The 17,637-nt window shown below is 70.3% G+C and carries 18 protein-coding genes; 8 read left to right on the top strand and 10 right to left on the bottom strand.

The genetic code is table 11. The features are described from left to right. Positions 1-4: 4 nt before the first annotated feature. Positions 5-1,426 carry a protein kinase domain-containing protein gene (locus tag AXK60_RS09965; protein ID WP_068570995.1) on the top strand — a complete coding sequence of 474 codons (1,422 nt, stop codon included), beginning with the start codon at positions 5-7 and terminating at the stop codon, positions 1,424-1,426. Here AXK60_RS09965 and AXK60_RS09960 read toward each other — a convergent pair. Then, positions 1,415-2,596 (bottom strand): benzoate/H(+) symporter BenE family transporter, encoded by a 1,182-nt coding sequence (locus AXK60_RS09960; RefSeq protein WP_139057863.1) that lies wholly within the window; start codon positions 2,594-2,596, stop codon positions 1,415-1,417. The genes AXK60_RS09965 and AXK60_RS09960 overlap by 12 nt on opposite strands. A 22-nt stretch (positions 2,597-2,618) precedes the next feature. Between AXK60_RS09960 and AXK60_RS09955 the strand changes: the two genes are divergently transcribed. Beyond that, the gene (locus AXK60_RS09955; RefSeq protein ID WP_068570993.1) at positions 2,619-3,131 is read left to right on the top strand and encodes a helix-turn-helix domain-containing protein; all 513 of its coding nucleotides are present in this window, start codon (positions 2,619-2,621) and stop codon (positions 3,129-3,131) included. Here the strand turns inward: AXK60_RS09955 and AXK60_RS09950 are convergent. From AXK60_RS09950 to AXK60_RS09930, 5 genes are all read right to left on the bottom strand, one after another. Next, on the bottom strand, positions 3,128-3,715 hold the full coding sequence (locus AXK60_RS09950; protein WP_068570992.1) for a hypothetical protein: 588 nt from the start codon (positions 3,713-3,715) through the stop codon (positions 3,128-3,130). The genes AXK60_RS09955 and AXK60_RS09950 overlap by 4 nt on opposite strands. Before the next feature lie 47 nt (positions 3,716-3,762). Beyond that, entirely contained in the window at positions 3,763-4,476 is a 714-nt protein-coding gene (locus AXK60_RS09945) for an adenosylcobinamide amidohydrolase (RefSeq protein ID WP_244881084.1), read from the bottom strand. A 5-nt stretch (positions 4,477-4,481) separates the two neighbouring features. Further along, on the bottom strand, positions 4,482-5,249 hold the full coding sequence (locus tag AXK60_RS09940) for an ABC transporter ATP-binding protein (RefSeq protein WP_068570990.1): 768 nt from the start codon (positions 5,247-5,249) through the stop codon (positions 4,482-4,484). Further along, on the bottom strand, positions 5,246-6,211 hold the full coding sequence (locus tag AXK60_RS09935; protein ID WP_082777952.1) for a FecCD family ABC transporter permease: 966 nt from the start codon (positions 6,209-6,211) through the stop codon (positions 5,246-5,248). The genes AXK60_RS09940 and AXK60_RS09935 overlap by 4 nt, the downstream gene beginning before the upstream one ends. A gap of 92 nt (positions 6,212-6,303) precedes the next feature. Next, positions 6,304-7,236 carry an ABC transporter substrate-binding protein gene (locus AXK60_RS09930; protein WP_068571072.1) on the bottom strand — a complete coding sequence of 311 codons (933 nt, stop codon included), beginning with the start codon at positions 7,234-7,236 and terminating at the stop codon, positions 6,304-6,306. Positions 7,237-7,293: 57 nt separating this feature from the next. Here AXK60_RS09930 and AXK60_RS09925 point away from each other — a divergent pair, with 57 nt between their 5' ends. The 5 genes from AXK60_RS09925 (at position 7,294) to AXK60_RS09910 (ending at position 12,277) form a co-directional block, all read left to right on the top strand. After that, the gene (locus tag AXK60_RS09925) at positions 7,294-7,932 is read left to right on the top strand and encodes a Type 1 glutamine amidotransferase-like domain-containing protein (protein ID WP_244881083.1); all 639 of its coding nucleotides are present in this window, start codon (positions 7,294-7,296) and stop codon (positions 7,930-7,932) included. Between the two features lie 41 nt (positions 7,933-7,973). Then, positions 7,974-9,107 carry an alkaline phosphatase family protein gene (locus AXK60_RS09920; protein ID WP_068570987.1) on the top strand — a complete coding sequence of 378 codons (1,134 nt, stop codon included), beginning with the start codon at positions 7,974-7,976 and terminating at the stop codon, positions 9,105-9,107. A 111-nt stretch (positions 9,108-9,218) separates the two neighbouring features. Further along, complete coding sequence (locus AXK60_RS27610; protein ID WP_244881082.1) at positions 9,219-9,866, top strand: acyltransferase family protein; 648 nt, start codon at positions 9,219-9,221, stop codon at positions 9,864-9,866. Between the two features lie 12 nt (positions 9,867-9,878). Beyond that, positions 9,879-10,424, top strand: a complete 546-nt coding sequence (locus tag AXK60_RS27605; protein ID WP_244881081.1) for a hypothetical protein — start codon at positions 9,879-9,881, stop codon at positions 10,422-10,424. A gap of 83 nt (positions 10,425-10,507) precedes the next feature. Then, on the top strand, positions 10,508-12,277 hold the full coding sequence (locus AXK60_RS09910) for an HNH endonuclease signature motif containing protein (protein ID WP_068570986.1): 1,770 nt from the start codon (positions 10,508-10,510) through the stop codon (positions 12,275-12,277). A gap of 9 nt (positions 12,278-12,286) precedes the next feature. Here the strand turns inward: AXK60_RS09910 and AXK60_RS09905 are convergent, their stop codons facing one another. Beyond that, complete coding sequence (locus tag AXK60_RS09905) at positions 12,287-13,441, bottom strand: DUF7847 domain-containing protein (protein WP_139057862.1); 1,155 nt, start codon at positions 13,439-13,441, stop codon at positions 12,287-12,289. Between the two features lie 62 nt (positions 13,442-13,503). Further along, complete coding sequence (locus tag AXK60_RS09900) at positions 13,504-15,270, bottom strand: hypothetical protein (RefSeq protein ID WP_068570984.1); 1,767 nt, start codon at positions 15,268-15,270, stop codon at positions 13,504-13,506. A 303-nt stretch (positions 15,271-15,573) separates the two neighbouring features. On the opposite strand from AXK60_RS09900, the gene AXK60_RS25780 reads away from it, so the two are divergent. After that, positions 15,574-15,990, top strand: a complete 417-nt coding sequence (locus tag AXK60_RS25780; RefSeq protein WP_139057861.1) for a site-specific integrase — start codon at positions 15,574-15,576, stop codon at positions 15,988-15,990. On the opposite strand, the gene AXK60_RS27390 is transcribed toward AXK60_RS25780, so the two are convergent. Then, positions 15,987-17,177, bottom strand: coding sequence for a DUF5343 domain-containing protein (locus tag AXK60_RS27390; RefSeq protein WP_197466879.1), 1,191 nt, complete (start codon positions 17,175-17,177; stop codon positions 15,987-15,989). The genes AXK60_RS25780 and AXK60_RS27390 overlap by 4 nt on opposite strands. 193 nt (positions 17,178-17,370) lie before the next feature. Beyond that, a partial coding sequence (locus AXK60_RS09890; RefSeq protein ID WP_175399981.1) for a transposase occupies positions 17,371-17,637 on the bottom strand: 267 nt, incomplete at its 5' end.

Genomic DNA, 17,637 nt, shown 5'->3' with positions numbered 1-17,637 from the left:
AACCATGCGCTGCGGAACCGCACTCGCCGACCGCTACGAACTCCTCCGGCTCATCGCCACCGGCGGCATGGGCCAGGTGTGGGAGGCGATCGACACCCGCCTCGACCGGCGCGTGGCGGTCAAGGTGCTCAGAGCGGAACTCTCCGAGGACCAGGAGTTCCTCACCCGTTTCCGCAACGAGGCGCGCACTACCGCCGCCCTCAACCACCCCGGTATCGCCGGTGTCTACGACTACGGCGAGACCGAGGACCGGGCCGGCGGCGCGCCCCTGGCCTACCTCGTCATGGAACTGGTCGACGGCGAACCCCTCAACGCCGTCCTCTCCCGCCTCGGCCACCTCAGCGAAGCCCAGACCCTCGACTTGCTCGAACAGACCGGCCGCGCTCTCCAGGTCGCCCACACGGCAGGGCTGGTGCATCGTGACGTCAAACCGGGCAACATCCTCATCACCCCCACCGGGCAGGCGAAGATCACCGACTTCGGCATCGCCAAAGCCGTCGACGCCGCACCCGTCACCAAGACCGGCTTGGTCATGGGCACCGCCCGGTACATCTCCCCCGAACAGGCCTCCGGCGAGGACGCCACCGCCGCCTCCGATGTCTACGCCCTCGGCGTCGTCGGCTACGAATGCCTCACCGGCCGTCCGCCGTTCGCCGCGGAGACCGCGGTCGCCCTCTGCGTCCAGCACATCCGGCAGGAGCCACCGGCTCTACCGGCGTGGGTCCCCGGCTCGATCGACGACGTCATCATGCGCACCCTCGAGAAGGACCCGCAGCGCCGATACGCCGACGGAGGCGAGCTGGCGGAGGCGATCACGCAGGCCCGGCGGTCTCCGGCGGGCCGGTCCCGGACCGACCGCACCGCAGCGTACGCCCCGACGGTGCGCCGCCCCGTCGAGCCGCGCACGGTGATCACGCGGCCTCAGGCTCCAGCGCCCACCGGATCCACCGTCCGGGCACAGCCCCGGGACGATCGCCCCTCCACCCGCGGTCGCCGGAAACGATTCGCCGCGGCCACAGGTGCGCTGGCCGTCGCCGCGCTCGCCCTCGGCGGCGCGTTCGCCGTGACCGGCTCGGGCGGGGACGACGGTGCCGGAACCACTGCGGGCCCGACGGCGAACAATCCCGGGGCGCACCCCGCACCGCGGACGATGGCCGAGCACCCGTCCGACCGGGTCGACCCCGCGCTCCTCGTCAGGCCGACGGACGGCGCGCGGCCGACGACCTCCACCGTGCCGCGGCCCACCGGCACACCGACGTCGACGACGACCACCTCGTCGACGACGACGCCGACGAGCGCCACCCCCACCTCGATCACGACGACCACCACCGCCACGACCACCACCGCCACGACCACGACGCCGACGTCCACGTCGACGTCCACGACCGCCACAACGTCGAAGCCTCAGCAGGATTCACTCCTCTAGCGAGCGCCGTACGCCCAGGAGCACGTACACGACGATGCCGACCACGAGCGCCCAGAACGCCGACCCGATACCGGCCACCGTCGTCCCGGACGCGGCGACGACGAAGGTCACCGCTGCCGGTACCCGGGCCGCTTCCTCCGCCATCGCCCCCGCGCACGCAGCGGCGAACGCGCCCACGAGCGCGACGCCGGCGACGGCCTGGATCACCCCCTCGGGCGCCGCGAGCACGACCGCTGTCAGGCCCGTACTGACCACGCCGAGAACGAGATTCGCGGCACCCGAGGACACACCGGCGATCCAGCGGCGCGACGCCGGCCCCGCATCCGGTCCTGCGGCGAGGGCGGCGCTGATCGCCGCGAGGTTGATCGCATGCCCGCCGAAGGGCGCGCCGACCGCCGACAGGACACCGGTCACCGTCAGTGCCGGCCGCCAGGGCACCGAGTAGCCGTAGGTCGCGAGCACGGCCGCGCCGGGGATGTTCTGCGAGGCCATGGTCACGATGTAGAGCGGCAGCAGCACGCCGGTCATCGCCTGCAGCGTCCAGGCGGGCGTCGTCCACTCCACGTGCGGCACCAGCGCCGAGACGGCGGGGACGGCATCGTCGCGCACCAGGGCGATCGCGATGACGACCAACGCCACCACGAACGCCAGCGGGACCGCCCACCGCGGTCGGACCTTGAGCAGCACCAGCCACACGAGCAGCACCGGCGCGACGGCCGCGGGATGCGCGGCGAGCGCCTTCACCGGCGCGATGCACAGCGGCAGCAGGACGCCCGCGAGCATGGCCTGCGCGATCGGCGCGGGGATCCGCTGCACCCACCGCGCAAGGGCCGGCCACAGCCCCGTCACCACGAAGAGAACGCCGCACACCACGAACGCGCCGACCGCGGCCGGCCACCCGCCTGCGACGGCGCCGGTGGTCGCGAGCAGCGCGGCACCGGGCGTGGACCAGGCGCTGATGATCGGCATCCGGTACCGCCAGGACAGCAGCGCAGATGCCGCTCCCATGGTCACCGTGACCGCCAGCAGCCCCGACGCGGCCTGCCCCGGGCTCGCCCCCACTCCGCGCAGGCCCGCGAGCACCACGGCGAAGGCGGAGGTGTAGCCGACGAGGGCGGTGACGATGCCCGCCCCGACGGGCACCATCGTTCCGTTCTCAGAACGTTCCATGAACAGAACGTAGCATGGGGTCATGCCCTCCCCCGATATCGGCGGCCGTCTCCGCGAACTCCGCACCGAACGCGGCCTCAGCCTGTCCGAACTCGCCCGCCGCGCGGGTGTCGGCAAGGGATCGCTCTCGGAGATCGAGGCCGGCGGGCGCAATCCCACGGTCGAGACCCTCTACGCCCTCTGCGTTCCGCTCGACGTGCCCCTCACCGCCCTGGTCGGCGAATCCCCCGGGGCCCACAGCGTCGCCGACGGCGGCATGCGCACCGCTCTCCTCTCCGTGCGACACCTGCCCCGCGTCACCGTCGAGGTCTTCCGCCTGGAGTTCCCCGCGGGGTCGGACCATGTCTCCCCCGGGCACGGTGACCGGGTCCGGGAGCACCTCACGGTGGTCGACGGGGCGCTGACCGTCGGCCCGCTGGGCGACGAACGACTCGTGCAGCTGGGCGACTCGCGCAGCTGGACCAGCGACGGGCCGCACCGGTTCGCCACCGTCGACGGCGCCGAGGCCGTCGTGGTGATCACGACCCCGCGTTAGAAGGTCTTCACGCCCGACGAGGCGACGACCATCCCGTGCCCGGTGGTCCGGTGGGTGAAGGCGGTTCCGTACTCGTTGGCGACGATGAACCATCCGCGCGCCGTGTAGGTCCGGTAGTCGAGCGTGATGGGATCCGCCACTCCGAGATTGCCGAGCACGTAGGTGAGGTCGCCGTCGCTCGTGATGTTCACGCCGTTCGCGTCGTCGCCGGATTCCGTCCGCGGGCGGGGTCGGTCGAACTCCAACTGGCAGCCGACGCTGGTCTCGCTGACCCGACAGGTGGTGCGCCCGCTCCGCGTCCGAATGACGGTGTCGCCGTTGCCGTTCTCCGGCAGGACGACCGCCGTCGCGGCCGCGCCCGAGGGCCGCGCGCTGGTCGTGGTCGACGGTGCCGTGGTCGTCGCCGCGGGCGCCTCCGGAGCGGGCGTGGCGATCCCCGGCCCCACGCCGCCCGGAATCACCGTCACACCGTTCGCGCCGTTCCCGGACACCGTCGCCGAACACCCGGCGAGCAGCGCCGAGCAGCCGACGACCACCGCCATCGCGAGTCGTGTGCGCATCGCGGCCTCCAGATCAATCGTCACTCCTGCATCAAGAGTAAACATTGATCCCTCCCGGCGCAGCGACAGGCTCAGAGCCGGCGTTCCCGCAGCCTCGCGGAGTAGTCGTGGGCCCCGGCCGTCACCGCGGAGTGCACCGCTCGGGCGATCCGTGCGCCCCACGCCGACCGCGGCCCACCGAAGGGCTCCCCCGCCTCCCCCGCGGACCGCACGGACGCCACCGGCGCCACGATGCACACCGCGTCCGATGCCGTCCCCGTGCCCGGGTATCCCGCCTCCAGGAGCGCCTGCGTCTTCGCCTCCGTCGCGGTCATGACGGCGTTGACCAGCGCACCGTCGGACATCGGTACGGGCACGAGGACCTGGATGTTGATCGTCCCCGGTCTCGGCCGGACGTGGTGACCCGGCAGCCGCTCCGGGGCGAGCTCGGGGTCGACGACGTCCTCGGGCGCAGCGGCCCACGTCGGCACCCGCAGCCCGACGGTCGCGGCGACCTCGACGCCGCCGTCGGACCGGAGCACCGTCCGGTCCACGGACGCTGCGGTGAGCATGCCCACCCCGCGCCCCCGGAGGCCGTGCGCCGCCGCGAGATCGGCGAGGTGCGCCACGGGATCCATCCGCGCGTACCCGCCCGGGACCTGCGCGTTGAGCACCCAGTGGACGGGGCCGATCCCACCGCCGACCATCGCGGACGAGACGCCGCGCATTCCGTCGCCGAGCAGCCAGACGGTCGCCGCGAGACCGACGGCGCCGTCCTCGTCGCGGTGGGTGGTCTCCAGGTTCATCGAGTTCATCGCAGCAGCCCCAGGACCGGCCGGCCGTCGGGTCCGGACTCGACGTGCACGCGGGCGCCGAAGTGCGCGGCGATGAGATCCGCCGTGAGCACCTGCGCCGGCGTCCCGGACGCCGCGACCCGACCGGCGGACAGCAGCACCAGCCGGTCCGCGTACTGCGCCGCGAGCGTGAGGTCGTGGATCGTGGTGATCACGGTCAGCCCGTCGTCGCGGCGTAGGCGGTCCACGAGGTCCATGACCTGCTGCTGGTGCCCGATGTCCAGGGCTGTCGTCGGCTCGTCGAGCAACAGCACGGGCGCCTCCTGAGCGAGGGCGCGGGCCAGCACGACGCGCTGCCGCTCGCCGCCGGACAGGCGATCGACGTCGCGCTCGGCGAACTCCGCCAGGCCGAGCCGGGCCAGCACGGCACGCACGATCCGGCGGTCGCCCGCGCTCTCGCGCCCCAGGTAGGCGACGTACGGCGCCCGGCCGAGCAGGGCGTAGTCGAACACCGTCATGCCTTCCGGGAGTTGCGGCGACTGCGGCGCGTAGGCGAGGACCCGGGCGCGCTCGCGCGGGCGCAGCCGGCGTGGGTCGGCCCCGTCGACGGTGACCGTTCCCCCGCTGCGCACCAGGCCCAGGGCAGCGCGCAACAGCGTGGACTTCCCGGCCCCGTTCGGCCCGATCACCGCGGTCCACGAGCCCGACGGTGCCGTCATCGCCACGTCGTGCAGCACGGGGCGCCCGTCGAGCGCGACATCGACGTCGGAGAACTCCACGCTCACAGCCCGCTCCGTCCCCGCATCGCACGGAGCACGACGACGAAGAAAGGACCGCCGACGAACGCGGTGACCACACCGAGCGGCAGCTCGCCGGGAGAGACGACGGTGCGCGCGAGGATGTCGGCGAGGACGAGGAAGGCGGCACCGCCGAGGAGGGAGAGTGGAAGGACCGCCCGGTACGAGGTCCCCGCGAGCCGGCGCACGACGTGCGGGACGACAATGCCCACGAACCCGATGAGCCCGCCCACCGCGACGGCGGTGGCGGTGGCGAGCGACGCCGCGACGAGCACCAGCAACCGGACGCGCCGCGCCGAGACGCCGAGGGTCGTGGCCTCGTCGTCGCCGACCCCGAGGACATCGAGCAGGCGACCGTGGAGCAGCAGCGCGACCACGGAGATCCCGGCGTAGGGCAGGACGGCGAGCAGCCGCGGACCGTCGACGGAGGCGACGCCGCCGAGCACCCAGGAGTAGATCCGCTGCAGGTCCTGGGCGTCGCGCTGCATGAGGAAGGTCTGCACCGCACTGAGGAACGCGGACACCGCGACGCCGGCCAGGAGCAGCGTCGACGTGCCTCGCCCACCTGTGGCACTGCCCAACGCGTAGGCGAGGGCGACGCCCGCGAGCGCACCCACGAACGCCGCGACGGGCACCGTCGCCGCGGGATCGCCGGGCAGGAACACGATGGTCGCGGTGGCACCGACGCCCGCTCCCGCTGCAGCGCCGAGCAGGTACGGGTCGGCGAGCGGGTTGCGGAAGACGCCCTGGTAGCCGGCGCCCGCGATCGCGAGAAGGCCACCGACGAGCGCTGCCGCGAGCACCCGCGGAAGCCTGATCTCCACGAGCAGGTTCCGCTCGAGGCGCGTGAGCCCCGAGTCGACATGGACGCCGGGCAGCAGATCGACGAGCTCCGTCAGGACGGCGCGCGCGGGCAGGTGGACCGCCCCGACCAGCAGTCCCGCCAGCATCGACGCGAGGAGCGCGACGACGGCGACCAGCAGCGGCACCGGACGCAGCCCGCTCGCGCGCCGCGGCACCGTCGACGATCGGACCGGAGCACTCACCGCCCGGCCGGAACCTTCTGCGCCGCACGGGAGACCGCATCGGCGACGGCCCGGTAGAAGTCGGGCAGGCGCGGTCCCCAGCGGGAGGGCACGTCCGCCGGAAGGGCGACGACGGTGCCGTCCCGCACCGCCCGCAGGTCGCGCCAGCCCGGGCGCTGCGCGACGACCTCGGGCGTCTGGCCGCAGCACTGGGCGTCAGCGAGCAGGATCAACGCCGGATCCGCGTGGAGCAGCGCCTCCTGGGAGAGCTGCGGGTACCCCGTGCCCGCCGTGTCGGCGGCGTCGGCCACGTCGTGCAACCCGAACGCGCCGTATACCTTCCCGATGAAGGTCGACGAGGTCACGGTGTGCAGCTGGGGGTCGAGCTCGTGGAAGTAGCTCAGCGGCTGGGCGGTCCGCGGTGCGGCACGGACCGATTCGTCGATGGCGGCGCGCATCCGTGCGGTGAGCGCCTTCGCATCCGCCTGCCGGCCGGTCGCGGCGCCGAGGTCGGAGATCTGGTCGAGCGCATCGTCGAGGTCCTTGGCCGCGGGTTCCACCAACACCGGGATCCCCACCTTCTGCAACGCCGCGACGATGCCGTGCTGGTCGTCGGAGACGACCACCAGGTCGGGCTTGTAGCCGATGACGGCCTCGGCGTTGGGCGTGAAACCCGAGAGCGCCGTGCGCGGGGCCTCGACCGGGTAGCTGGACTGGTCGTCGACCGCGACGACCTGCTTCCCCGCCCCGATCGCGAAGAGGGTCTCGGTGTGCGTGGGCGCGAGCGAGACGATCCGCTGCGGCGCGACCGGGACGGCGATCCGGCCGTTGGCGGCGTCCACCACGACCGTCCGCCCCTGCGGCTCCTCCGCCGCCGAGCCGCAGGCCGCGACGGGGACGAGCAGCGCCGCGAATGCAGCGAGGGCCGCCGTGTTCCGGTGCGAACGCATCGTCTTCTCCTCCGGTTCGTGCGGATCCAGTGTGGCAGAGGCCGTACTGTTGCGATCGTGAACCTGCTGCTGATGTCCCTGAACGCCGGGGCGCTCCCCGGCTTCCTGCGCCGGCACACCGGACGGGAACCGAGCGCCCTGCGGCTCGGTTTCATCGACGACGCCGGCGCACCGTACGCGGATCAGCCCTTCGGCTCGTTCGAATGGAATCAGCTCACCGACCTGGGATTCCGGCTGACCCGGATGACGGTCGGGAAGTACCGGGACGCGCGGGACTTCGCCTCGGATCTCGGCACCGTCGACGCCGTCTACCTCTCGGGCGGGCACACCTTCGTCCTGCTCGGCGCGCTGCAGAGCAACGGCACCGGCGAGGTGCTCACGGAGCGGGTGCGGGCGGGACTGCCGTACATCGGCCTCAGTGCGGGATCGGTCGTCGCGGGGCCGAACGTCGAGCCGGTCGCGCCCCTCGACGACCCCGCGGACGCCCCCGGCGTCACGGATTTCACCGGGCTGGGCCTCGTCGACACCGTCGTCATCCCGCACGCCGACGGCCTGCTCCCGCCGTACCCTCCCTCGATGATCGAGGAGGTGGTGCGCACCTACGGCGGCCGGTTCCCGCTGACCCGGGTCAACGACGATCAGGCACTGCTCGTGGAGGACGGCACGGCCACGCTGATCCCGTCCGTCATCACGTAGTTCCCGCCTCGACGGGCCTTTGCGGACGTTACGATCGATCGATGACCGGCATGCTCTCCGACGTATTGCCCTCGGTCTGTACCGCTTTCGGCATCCCGGGTGAGAACCCCCTGGGCCTGACGGTGGAGCGTGATGTCGTGCTGCTGCTCGTCGACGGGCTCGGCGCGGAGCTCCTGCGGCGGCACGCCGATACCGCTCCCGCCCTCGCCGCGCACGCCGGCGTCACGCTGGACGCGGGCTTCCCCGCCACCACGGCCACCAGCCTGTCGAGCCTCGCGCTCGGGGCGCCCTGCGCGGCGCACGGCATCGTCGGCTACAGCTTCGGCGTGCCCGACGAGCACGGCCGGCGCCTGTTCAACTCCCTGCGCTGGACCATCGACGGCGCATCCGGGCCAGATGCCCGGGAGTCGCACCCTCCTCGCGAACTGCAGCGCCGCCGCAGCAAGCTCGAGACCCTCGCCGACGCCGGCGCCGAGATCCACTACGTGGTGCCCGCCTACCAGGAGAAGTCGGGCCTGACCCGCGCCTCGTTCCGCGCAGCCGGAGTGTTGCACGCGGCGTCCACCCTCGACGAGGTCCGCGAGGGCGTGCTCGCCGTGGCGCGGCACGACACCGCTGCCCGACGGTTCGCCTACGCCTACACGGGCCTGCTCGACGCGGCCGGCCACGTGCACGGTCCGGGCTCCCCGGAGTGGCTGGCCGCGCTGCGCGCCGTCGACGCGATGTTCGCGGACCTGCTGGCCGACCTGCCGCCCTCCTGCACACTGCTGGTCACCGCCGATCACGGCATGATCCAGGCTGAGTCCCTGGTGAACCTCGACGCGTTGCCGGCCCTGCGCCAGGGCGTGCGCGTGATCGCCGGCGAGGCGCGGGTACGGCACGTCTACCTCCAGCGGGGGCACCACGTCGACGACGTCCTGGCCCGGTGGACGGGCACCCTCGCCGGGCACGCCCGGGTCGTCAGCCGCGAGCAGGCCCTCGACGAGCACTGGTTCGGCCCCACTCCCCCCAACCCCGTCGTCGCGCACCGCATCGGCCACGTCCTGGCCGTCGCCGAGGGACGATCCGTACTGGTGACCCCGAGCCAGGAGCCGATGGAGTCGCGCATGCTGGGCCATCACGGGGCGTGGACCGTCGATGAGCAGGCGATCCCGCTGGTGGTCGTGAACGGCTGACGGTCGGGTCCCACCCTGCGCGGGATGCGTGAGCGAAGAGGGTAGAATTTCGAATTGTCACAAATCGACCGCACGGGGTGAAGACGCGCAGCCCTGCTCAGTCCTAGGGTGGTGCCCACCATCGAAACCCAGAAGCCGGTGCCGGCCGCACCATCGCCGGCGTCCGTCGCAGCGCCGTCGAAGCCGAAGCGCGAGCAGACCGCCGATCTGACCCGGGTGACGCTGTTCCTGCTGGTCGTCGTCGCGCACTGCGTCACGACGATCAACTACACGCCGGACGTCCTTCGCCAGACGGGGCTCATCTCGGCGGCGCTGCACATCACGCGGTACGGCTTCGTCGCGGTCACGCTGTTCGTGCTGGTGCTGAGCATGCGCGGCCGCACGATGACGGCGCTCGAGTTCTGGCGCAAACGCTTCGGGCTGATCGTGGGACCGTTCCTCGTCTGGACGCTGGTGTACTCGATCACGGACCATCTACTCATCGCGGGCGACCCGTTCCCGTCGTTCGGACGGTGGCTGGGCGATCTCGGCCGCACCATGCTGACCGGCGACGCCAAGTACCAGCTCTACTTCCTGCTCATCTCGATGCAGATCTACCTGTTCTTCCCGGCGCTGTCGAAGCTGGCGAAACGGCTCGAGGGCCGGCCGTGGACGGTGCTGGTCACCGCGGCCGCGATCCAGCTGGGCTGCTTCGCGTTCTACCAGTACGCGCCGCGCCCGCAGGGCCAGCCGTGGGAGACGCTGTTCAACCACATGTGAAAGCTGCTCCCCATGTACGCGCTGTTCATGGCGATCGGCATGCTCGCGGCCCAGCACTACGGGGCGGTCGGGAGCTGGCTCCGATCGCACGCACTGCGCGTCATCGCGGTGTGCCTCGCGGCGTCGGCGTTCAGCCTGATCGCCTACCTGCGGGCCACCCACCCGGGCGTCGTGCCGGACAGCGCGGTCACCGCATGGAACCCCCTCTATCTGCCGTGGTACGTGGCGGGGGTCATCCTGCTGTGGCTCGCCGCGATGATGTGGGACGACCTGCGTGCTTCGGGGCGGCCCGTCGGTGAGCGCGTCGTGTCATGGGCGACGGTGCGGGCGTTCGGCGTGTTCGCCGTGCATCCGCTGATGCTCGACATCCTGAGCCATCTCGGCTTCTTCGACGTGCTCGGCACCTGGTTCCCCGCGTCCGCCGTGCTGCGCACCACGACGCTCGCGGTGATCGTGCTGGCCATGTCGCTGCTGTTCGTGGACCTGATGCTCCGCACGCCGGTCAGCCGGTGGTTCGTGGCGCGCGACCGGATCCGCAGCGGTAGCGCGGCCGCCTGACACACCTCCTTACTTCGAACACACACTCGAACCTCTTCGATAATTCTCATTTTTGTTCGATTTTCTGCGGTAGAATAGAAGGCATGAACCACTCGGACGACGCCTTCACACTGGGCAGGCGGGCCAGCGCCCCGCTGCCCGGGGTGTTCGACGGTGCGGTGTCCGGGTTGAGCGCGGCAGGTGCGCTGTCGCGGCTGCGCGTGTTGACCGCGCAGCAGAACCGGCTGGAGGCGGAGCGCTCCGCCGTGTTGACCAGGTTGTACGAGCTTCGGGACGATGCGCGTCGCGTGCGGGAGGAGTCCTCCCGCCGCTTCGTCGACGATTGGGACGAGCTCGTCGCAGAGGTCGGTGCTGCACTCGGGACCGGCCGCTCCGCCGCGGGCGCTGCGGTCCACCGCGGCCTCGATCTGCGGGAGCGCTGCCCTCGGCTGTTCGAGCTGTTCGCGGCCGGGCGAGTCAGCCTGCCGCTCGTCCGGGAGGTCCTGCGCTCCTCCGCGGCGGTTCTCGACGACCGGGTGACCGCGATGTTCGACGATCGGATCACCGCGTGGCTCGCTGCCCGTGCGGGCCTGTCGATCACCGCGCGTGCCGTTGCCGACGCCGCGAAGTCGATACTCACTCGGCTCGATCCGGCTGCCGCGCGCGAGGTTCCGCCGACAGAGCCCCGGGAACGGCTGGAGTTCCACTCTCGCGCCGACGGGCTGGTCGATCTGGAGGCGGTCATGCCGAAGGCGGAGGCGATCCGCCTGTCCGCCCTGGTCGGCCCGGTCGCGGAGTCGGTGTGCCGAGACGACGGCCGTACGCTGGGGCAGCGGCAGGTCGCCGCCCTCGTCGCGCTGGCCGAGGGCTACGGGAGTCTGGGCTGCCGCTGCGGCCGGGAGGGGTGCGACCTCCGGGAGGCCCGCCCACGAACCGGGGCCGTCTCACCCGACATCCAGGCACTCGCCGTGATCGTGCTCAACGAGACCGACCTGTTCGACGCGACCTGCACCGAAGCAGACCTCTTCTCACCGGAGTCCGCGCCCGAAGCCATCCCCGAGCACGATCCCGCCCCGGAGCCCGAGGCCCAGCCCGATTGCGGGGCTGAGCCCCATTCCGAGGCTGCAGCGGGACGCGGGGCGATCGTGCTGACCGGCGATCCGGGCCTCAACGGGCCGGTCACCGTCGAACAGGCCCGGGAGTTGATCGCGCAGTCCCGGACCCAGTTCCGCATCCTCGGGCGGCGTGACCCGGCCACCGGCACCGTCCACGCGCACGGCGCGTCCGGATACCGGCCCACCTGGTACCAACTGTTGGTCATGCGGCTCACCTACCCCACCTGCGTGTTCCCCGGGTGCAGCGTGTCCGCGGGCCGATGCCAGGCCGATCACGTCGGCGAGTACGACCATGCCGACCCCTCCGCGGGCGGGCAGACAACGGTGGCGGGCCGAGGCACGGCCGGGAACCTGGTGCCGCTCTGCGGTTTCCACCACCGGATCAAGACGGAGACCGGTTGGCTGTCCGACATCCTGCAGGACGGCACCGTCGAATGGCGGCATCCCGCCGGCGGCATCTGGACGGTCCCACCCGGCACGGCGAGGGATCTCCTCCCCGGCCTGGGACTGATCATCTGGGACGGCCCCGAGCCGGGTCCGGCCCGCACGAAGAACCCCGACGGGTTGGAGTCCGACGCGAAGCGCCGGGCCACGGCGCGGCGCGCGCTGCGCATCGAGAATCGGCTCCTCCGCCATGAACGGCGCGGGCGCGAGGCTGCGGAAGCCGAAGCCCGCGAGCGCGAACGGGAGTGTCGGGAGGCTGAGGCCCAGGGACGCACGTACGACGTCACCGCGCCGCTGAAGCCGCCGCCGTTCTGACCCGGAAAGTCAGTACTGCTGCGGATATCCGCTCGACACCCAGAGGTTCTCCGTCGGGACGCCGACCGTCCCGGTCTGCCAGCGGTGGATCGCCTCGGCGCGCAGTGCGTGGTCGAGTCCCTCGTTGCGCATCCGCTGATCGATGTAGAGCAGCGCCTGGACGCCCGCGGTGAAGGGCACCGTCAGCACCTGTCCGATCGCGGATCCGACCGCCGCGATCGCCAGCCCGACGACCGTGCCACCGGCGAGGTTGCGCGTCGCGTCGCCCGATTCGACCAGCGCCGTGCCGACGCCGAACGGGATCGCGACGATGGCGGCGACGATCCCCGTGACGACGTACGTCAGCAGGAGGATGCCGACGAGTCGCCAGTACCCCGGCTCCTGCAGGCGCCAGGCTCGGCGCAGCGCGGTGATCGGCCCGAGTCGCTCGAGCACGACGGCCTGGTAGGACAGCGAGAACGCGGGCATGAGAGCAATCGCGCCTGCCACGATGAGCACGAACGCGAGCACAGCGACGAGGACGGTGCCGACCACCATGCCGGTGTTGCCGAGGCCGCCGATGGTCATCCCGATCGCTGCTCCGAAGATGAGCAGCATCGGAACGAAGAAGATGAGGAACTGGATCACGCTGAGCCCGATCAGTGGCAACAGCCTGGGGCCGACCAGACGAGCCGCCTCCCCGATGCTGGTCTTCTCGCCGAGGACCGACCGCGCCACGACCACGGTGAGGACGCCCGTGAGGAACAGAGTGGCGATCGCTGCGATGAGGGATATCCCGAGGCTGGCGGCGGACGAGCCGAGGATGAGGGCGACCGATGCGTCGTCGTCCGCCTTCGGATCCGTCGACACAGTGGTCAGCGGGATCTGCGCCAGGAAGGTGACCACCTGGGAGAGCACCACGACGATCGCCGTCAGCCCGACCATCACCGCCGGGTTCGCGCGGATCGCCGCGAAGGCTCCGCCGTACAGCCCGCCGAGGTCGAGCGGCCGGATCGGGACGATGCCGACCTTCACCTCGGGTGCGGGCGCGCCCCAGCCCGGTCCGGCGGGAAAGCCCTGTCCGGTTGGGAAGCCCGGTCCGGGCGGGAACCCCGGCGGTGGGTACCCGGGCTGTGCGTAGCCGTACTGCGGATAGCTCTGGCGTACCGGCTCATCTGTGCTCACACACCCATCCTGCATTGCGGATGCAGTCCCGACAACTTCGTGCAAGCCGCCTCCGTCTCGGGTCACACCGGCCAGTACCCTCCCGGCGGGTCGATCGCGGGGTGCCGCCCGAGGTACTCCGCGGTGAGTGGCACGTCGACCTGCTCCGGCGGCACAGCCGGATCCATCTGGTAGACCTCGCCGTCGTCATCGACGTAGTAGCCGGCGAAGGTCGGATCGCTGACCGCTATCCGCCACGCGTGCTTCAGCCGGTGCAGGTTGATGTCGAACTTCGTGAAGTTCGGGTCGATCGCCGCGATCCGCTGGCTGAAGGTCTCGACCGCCGTCCGGGGCGGGAGGAACGGACTGTCTGCCGCCGAGGGGATCCCGTACGCCACGTCCCCCGCGCTCGTACCCAACGCCTCCCGCTCGGTCACGAGCCTCCCGTTCACCATGCGGCACGCCAGCACGACGACGGTGACGCGGGCCACCTCGTCGGGGTCGACCCGCGCGAAGTACCTCGGCGCCCGACTCGCGTCGACCCGCGGGAAGATCTTCCAGTCCGCGTCCGACGGTGCCGGACCGTCACCGTCGGGGCCGTCCATCTGCAGCTCCCACCGGTTGCCGTCGATCCGGGAGACGGTCGCCTTGGCCCCCTTGTACCGGCACGCCGTGGCCACGAGGTGGATCCCGGTGATCTCGGCCATGGGCACGATGCCGTACGCCGAGGTCTGCTTCACGGCGTCGTACTCGTCCACCTCGACGAAGCCGTCGGGGATCACCGACCCGGGCAGTGCCGTGATCCGGACCGAGGAGTAGTCGCCGGCCGCCGACGCGTCGGGCCCGAACCGGTACACGCGCCCGCGGTACACGCAGTACACGTCGCCGGGCAGCACCTGGCTGCCGTCGAGGCGGACGCCCCACTCGCGCACCTTCCCGCCGCCCGGGGCGCCGCTGAAGAGCTGGTCGATGATGCGGCTCACCCGTTCCTTCGGCACATCGGGAGCCACGAAGCCCCGTGCGCGAGCCTGCGCGAGGATCGCCGAGCCGGGGTTCAGCCGGTACGTGCGGACGTAGTACGTGATCGCGTCGTCCCAGGTGAAGTGCCCGTCCGTCCGTTTGTGGATCGGCACGACGCCGCGGTCCGATCCGCTCCACGGGTCCGGGAGGAATCCGCGCGCCGCGGCGACCAGCGCGCCGCCGTCGAGGTAGTCGGCGAGCTGCCTGGCATCGTCCGCGGACAGTCGCGCACAGAGGTCGTCGGGCATGCCGCCGGTCGGATCGCGCATATCCGGCCGCCAGACGGTCAGCGGGATCGTCGGTCCCGACAGCGCCTCCTGCTCGGCGGCTCGCCGGACGTGGTCCGGAACCCCCACGCGGGACATGTCGGGGCCCGCCGTACTCGGTACGGGCTTCGGGTCCGACGGTGCCGCTGCCTGCGGCGACGCGGCCTGCGGGGGCGCGAGGGGCCGCAGTCCCCCGCCGATCGACTCGGCCGTCGCCCCGACGCCGAGGTAGTAGTCGAGATTCTCCGCGGCCGTGTGCAGGCGCAGGTCCGTCGCCCCGCTCGCCCGCACGTGGGTCACCACGGCGACGCGGACCAGATGCTCTGGAACCTCGACCGCGTCCCGGAGTTCCTCGAACGCGCGTCCCGCCGGGGCGGTCGATCCGACGAGGCGCGGCAGAGCGTCGTGTTCGGAGTACCACCACGTCGCGAGCCGTGCGGTCCGGGCCGGCGGGTCGAACCACGCCACCACCGCGAACGCGTCCCACGGAACCCCCGTCGCCGTGATCTCCCGCCCCACGATCCCGATCAGCGCAGTCAACGACGCCGTCCGGTCCCCACTCATCCCTGTCCCCGTTCCCCCGCCCACGCGGGCTCCATCCGCTCCGACGGTACGCCTCTTCGCGCGACCCCACGACACGACAAAGTCCCCGGCCGGAAACCGACGCCAGCAGGCAATTTGCCGCTTTCAGCGCCAGCTGAAGCCCGTGCCCCCGCTGGAGAGACTTAGTCTTCCAAACTAGGGCTGAACAACCCGGGGTCCACACCCCGCGCACACGGCTCGACCGAGGACGCCGCATTCCTCACCGCAGAGCAGGTCGAATACCTCACCGACGCCACATCCTGGCCGTTCAACATCCTGGTCCACATGGCCGCCTGGACCGGCCTCCGCAGCGGCGAACTCGCAGGCCTCCAAATCGGCGACATCGACCTTGGCCGCAACCCATCCGTCAGCGTCCAGCGCACCGCATTGGTCGTGCACGGCGCTCCGGCCACCGGCGAAACCACAGCGACCGGACCCCACGCCGTCTACGACTCGCCCAAGACCCGCCGATCCAGACGACGCACCGCCCATAGCCTGCGCCACACCTACGCCTCGTTCTGTGTCAGCGCGGGCCTGCACCCGAAGCAGATCGCCGACTACATGGGCCACGCGTCGGTCAACACCACAATGGGCATCTACGCCCACCTATTCGAGGACGACCACACCGAGGCAATGGCCGCGCTCGGCAACGTCGGAGCAGCCCGCCGAGACAACGTCACCCCGCTGCGCGGATGGGGTTAGCCGACTTGGCGAATCCAGTCTCTAATATTCATCCCGACGCGCTCGACGTCAGCATCGTCTAGGACACCACTGTGCATAATCACGTTTCTAGAGCGCTCGATATTGGAGAATATCGAGTTCATCCAATCGATTCGTCGTACAAATGGCTCGAAATCCGGCCAATTTTGCTGCATAATCTTCGTCAAATGGTCCATCTGCGTATAGGTTAGCGGCTCGTCTCCTCGTGTGCCATGCCATTTGACTTTGTCTTCTTCTTCACGACGATCTTCCGCGAAGGTTCTAATCTTGTCGGAGACCTTCGTGTCCCACCAATTGTCGCCGTGGGCCTGTTGTAGAACCTTTTCCACAAAAGTACGAGCGCTTCGCTCAAAGGCGGTAATTGCAGCATATATATTTGCCATACGCAACCCTGCGGCGAGATCTTCCTGATCGAGAAGATCATAGTTCAGGGCCATGCGCAATGCTTCTTCGTCGCCGTATCCGACCGCTTTGTGCCGCCCGGCGCGATCCAGCGCCTCCTCTGTCAACAGTGCGCGGTATACGAAGTTGTACATCTCTCCGTTCACCCCAGATGCTCCATTCAAACTTCGAAACAGAGCATCGTAAACGGCGGGGTCGCGGGATTCAGGAAGATGAATGTTGATGTTATAATGAAGCCCAGACATTGTCAGCTTGCTGCCAGAGGGTTGGTCGACGCCCTTGCCGTCGTCCTCCGAACCAGGATCATCACCACTGTCATCGGAGGCATCTTTATCGGTCGGCGCGTCGAAGTCGGCTAGTCCGCACAGCGCCTTGAATGTAGTAGCCATCTTGCTAAGAATGTCGTCGCTGTACTGCCCCTGCGACAGGGTTTTCATCTTGGATTGAGCTTCGGCCTTGGTGAGGGTCTGTGCATTCTTGTTTATTTGAAACAAGTCGGCATAAGCCTCTCGGATAGCCTTTGCCATCACCTTCTTCGACTCAGTCTTGTCGAGATACTCGTGATACCTCTTCAGCGGAGTTCCAGTATCACCAATGAACTCCAGGGACTTGAGCATTCCGATTACTAGTCGGTCGGCGCTGCTAGTGAAACCGAGATCCTCTAAGAACTTTTGAGTGAATCGCTCTGGAGCCTGGGCATTCTGCGCTGCTTCCAGCACAGCACCGAGATTCTTCGTGCTCGTCAGGTAGGCCTTCGGCAACGCCATGGATCCGTCTCCCCGCTAGCCTCGATCTTTCGTGAGGTGGTCGTCCCCTCCTGATCGGTTTCGGATTGGTGTCCTCGAGTGAGGGTTTCGTTCGTGGGCATGGTGATGCGGCCCGGTGTTGCGTCGGGTGGCGTCGGGTTCCACTGTCCCGTGGGGGTGTTTCGTGATCGGATTGTCAAGGAAGTCGTGTCGGTCATGTGGGTGCTCGCATCCGGTTCAGGCGCTGTAGGCCGGCGATCAGCAGGCCGGTGTCGGGGGCTGTCGCGGCGAGGTGCAGGCGGGTGCGGCGGGCGTGCCGGGCGATGGATCCGGCGATGCAGAAGAGTCGGTGGCGCAGTCGTTTGGGTTCCCACCGGCGGGCATCATGGCTGGTCAGGGCGAGCATTTGGGTCCAGGCTATGAGGTCGGCAGCCAGCGCGGCGATCGCGGTCCAGATCCGGTTCTTCGCGAACCGGTGCAG

Origin of the sequence: Tsukamurella pseudospumae (genome assembly GCF_001575195.1) — a bacterium.
GTDB classification, from domain to species: Bacteria; Actinomycetota; Actinomycetes; order Mycobacteriales; family Mycobacteriaceae; genus Tsukamurella; species Tsukamurella pseudospumae.
The sequence above is the reverse complement of the archived record's forward strand: the minus strand, read 5'-3'. Positions and strand labels throughout refer to the sequence as shown.

What these genes read in the sequence shown, in the direction of transcription:
- AXK60_RS09935 (WP_082777952.1), bottom strand. Translation starts at nt 6,211, where the DNA reads ATGCTGGCGGGACTGCTGGTCGGGGCGGTCCACCTGCCCGCGCGCGCC.
- AXK60_RS27605 (WP_244881081.1), top strand. Translation starts at nt 9,879, where the DNA reads ATGTACGCGCTGTTCATGGCGATCGGCATGCTCGCGGCCCAGCACTAC.
- AXK60_RS09910 (WP_068570986.1), top strand. Translation starts at nt 10,508, where the DNA reads ATGAACCACTCGGACGACGCCTTCACACTGGGCAGGCGGGCCAGCGCC.
- AXK60_RS09955 (WP_068570993.1), top strand. Translation starts at nt 2,619, where the DNA reads ATGCCCTCCCCCGATATCGGCGGCCGTCTCCGCGAACTCCGCACCGAA.
- AXK60_RS09900 (WP_068570984.1), bottom strand. Translation starts at nt 15,270, where the DNA reads ATGAGTGGGGACCGGACGGCGTCGTTGACTGCGCTGATCGGGATCGTG.
- AXK60_RS09920 (WP_068570987.1), top strand. Translation starts at nt 7,974, where the DNA reads ATGACCGGCATGCTCTCCGACGTATTGCCCTCGGTCTGTACCGCTTTC.
- AXK60_RS09965 (WP_068570995.1), top strand. Translation starts at nt 5, where the DNA reads ATGCGCTGCGGAACCGCACTCGCCGACCGCTACGAACTCCTCCGGCTC.
- AXK60_RS25780 (WP_139057861.1), top strand. Translation starts at nt 15,574, where the DNA reads ATGGCCGCCTGGACCGGCCTCCGCAGCGGCGAACTCGCAGGCCTCCAA.
- AXK60_RS09945 (WP_244881084.1), bottom strand. Translation starts at nt 4,476, where the DNA reads ATGAACCTGGAGACCACCCACCGCGACGAGGACGGCGCCGTCGGTCTC.
- AXK60_RS09960 (WP_139057863.1), bottom strand. Translation starts at nt 2,596, where the DNA reads ATGGAACGTTCTGAGAACGGAACGATGGTGCCCGTCGGGGCGGGCATC.
- AXK60_RS09930 (WP_068571072.1), bottom strand. Translation starts at nt 7,236, where the DNA reads ATGCGTTCGCACCGGAACACGGCGGCCCTCGCTGCATTCGCGGCGCTG.
- AXK60_RS27390 (WP_197466879.1), bottom strand. Translation starts at nt 17,177, where the DNA reads ATGGCGTTGCCGAAGGCCTACCTGACGAGCACGAAGAATCTCGGTGCT.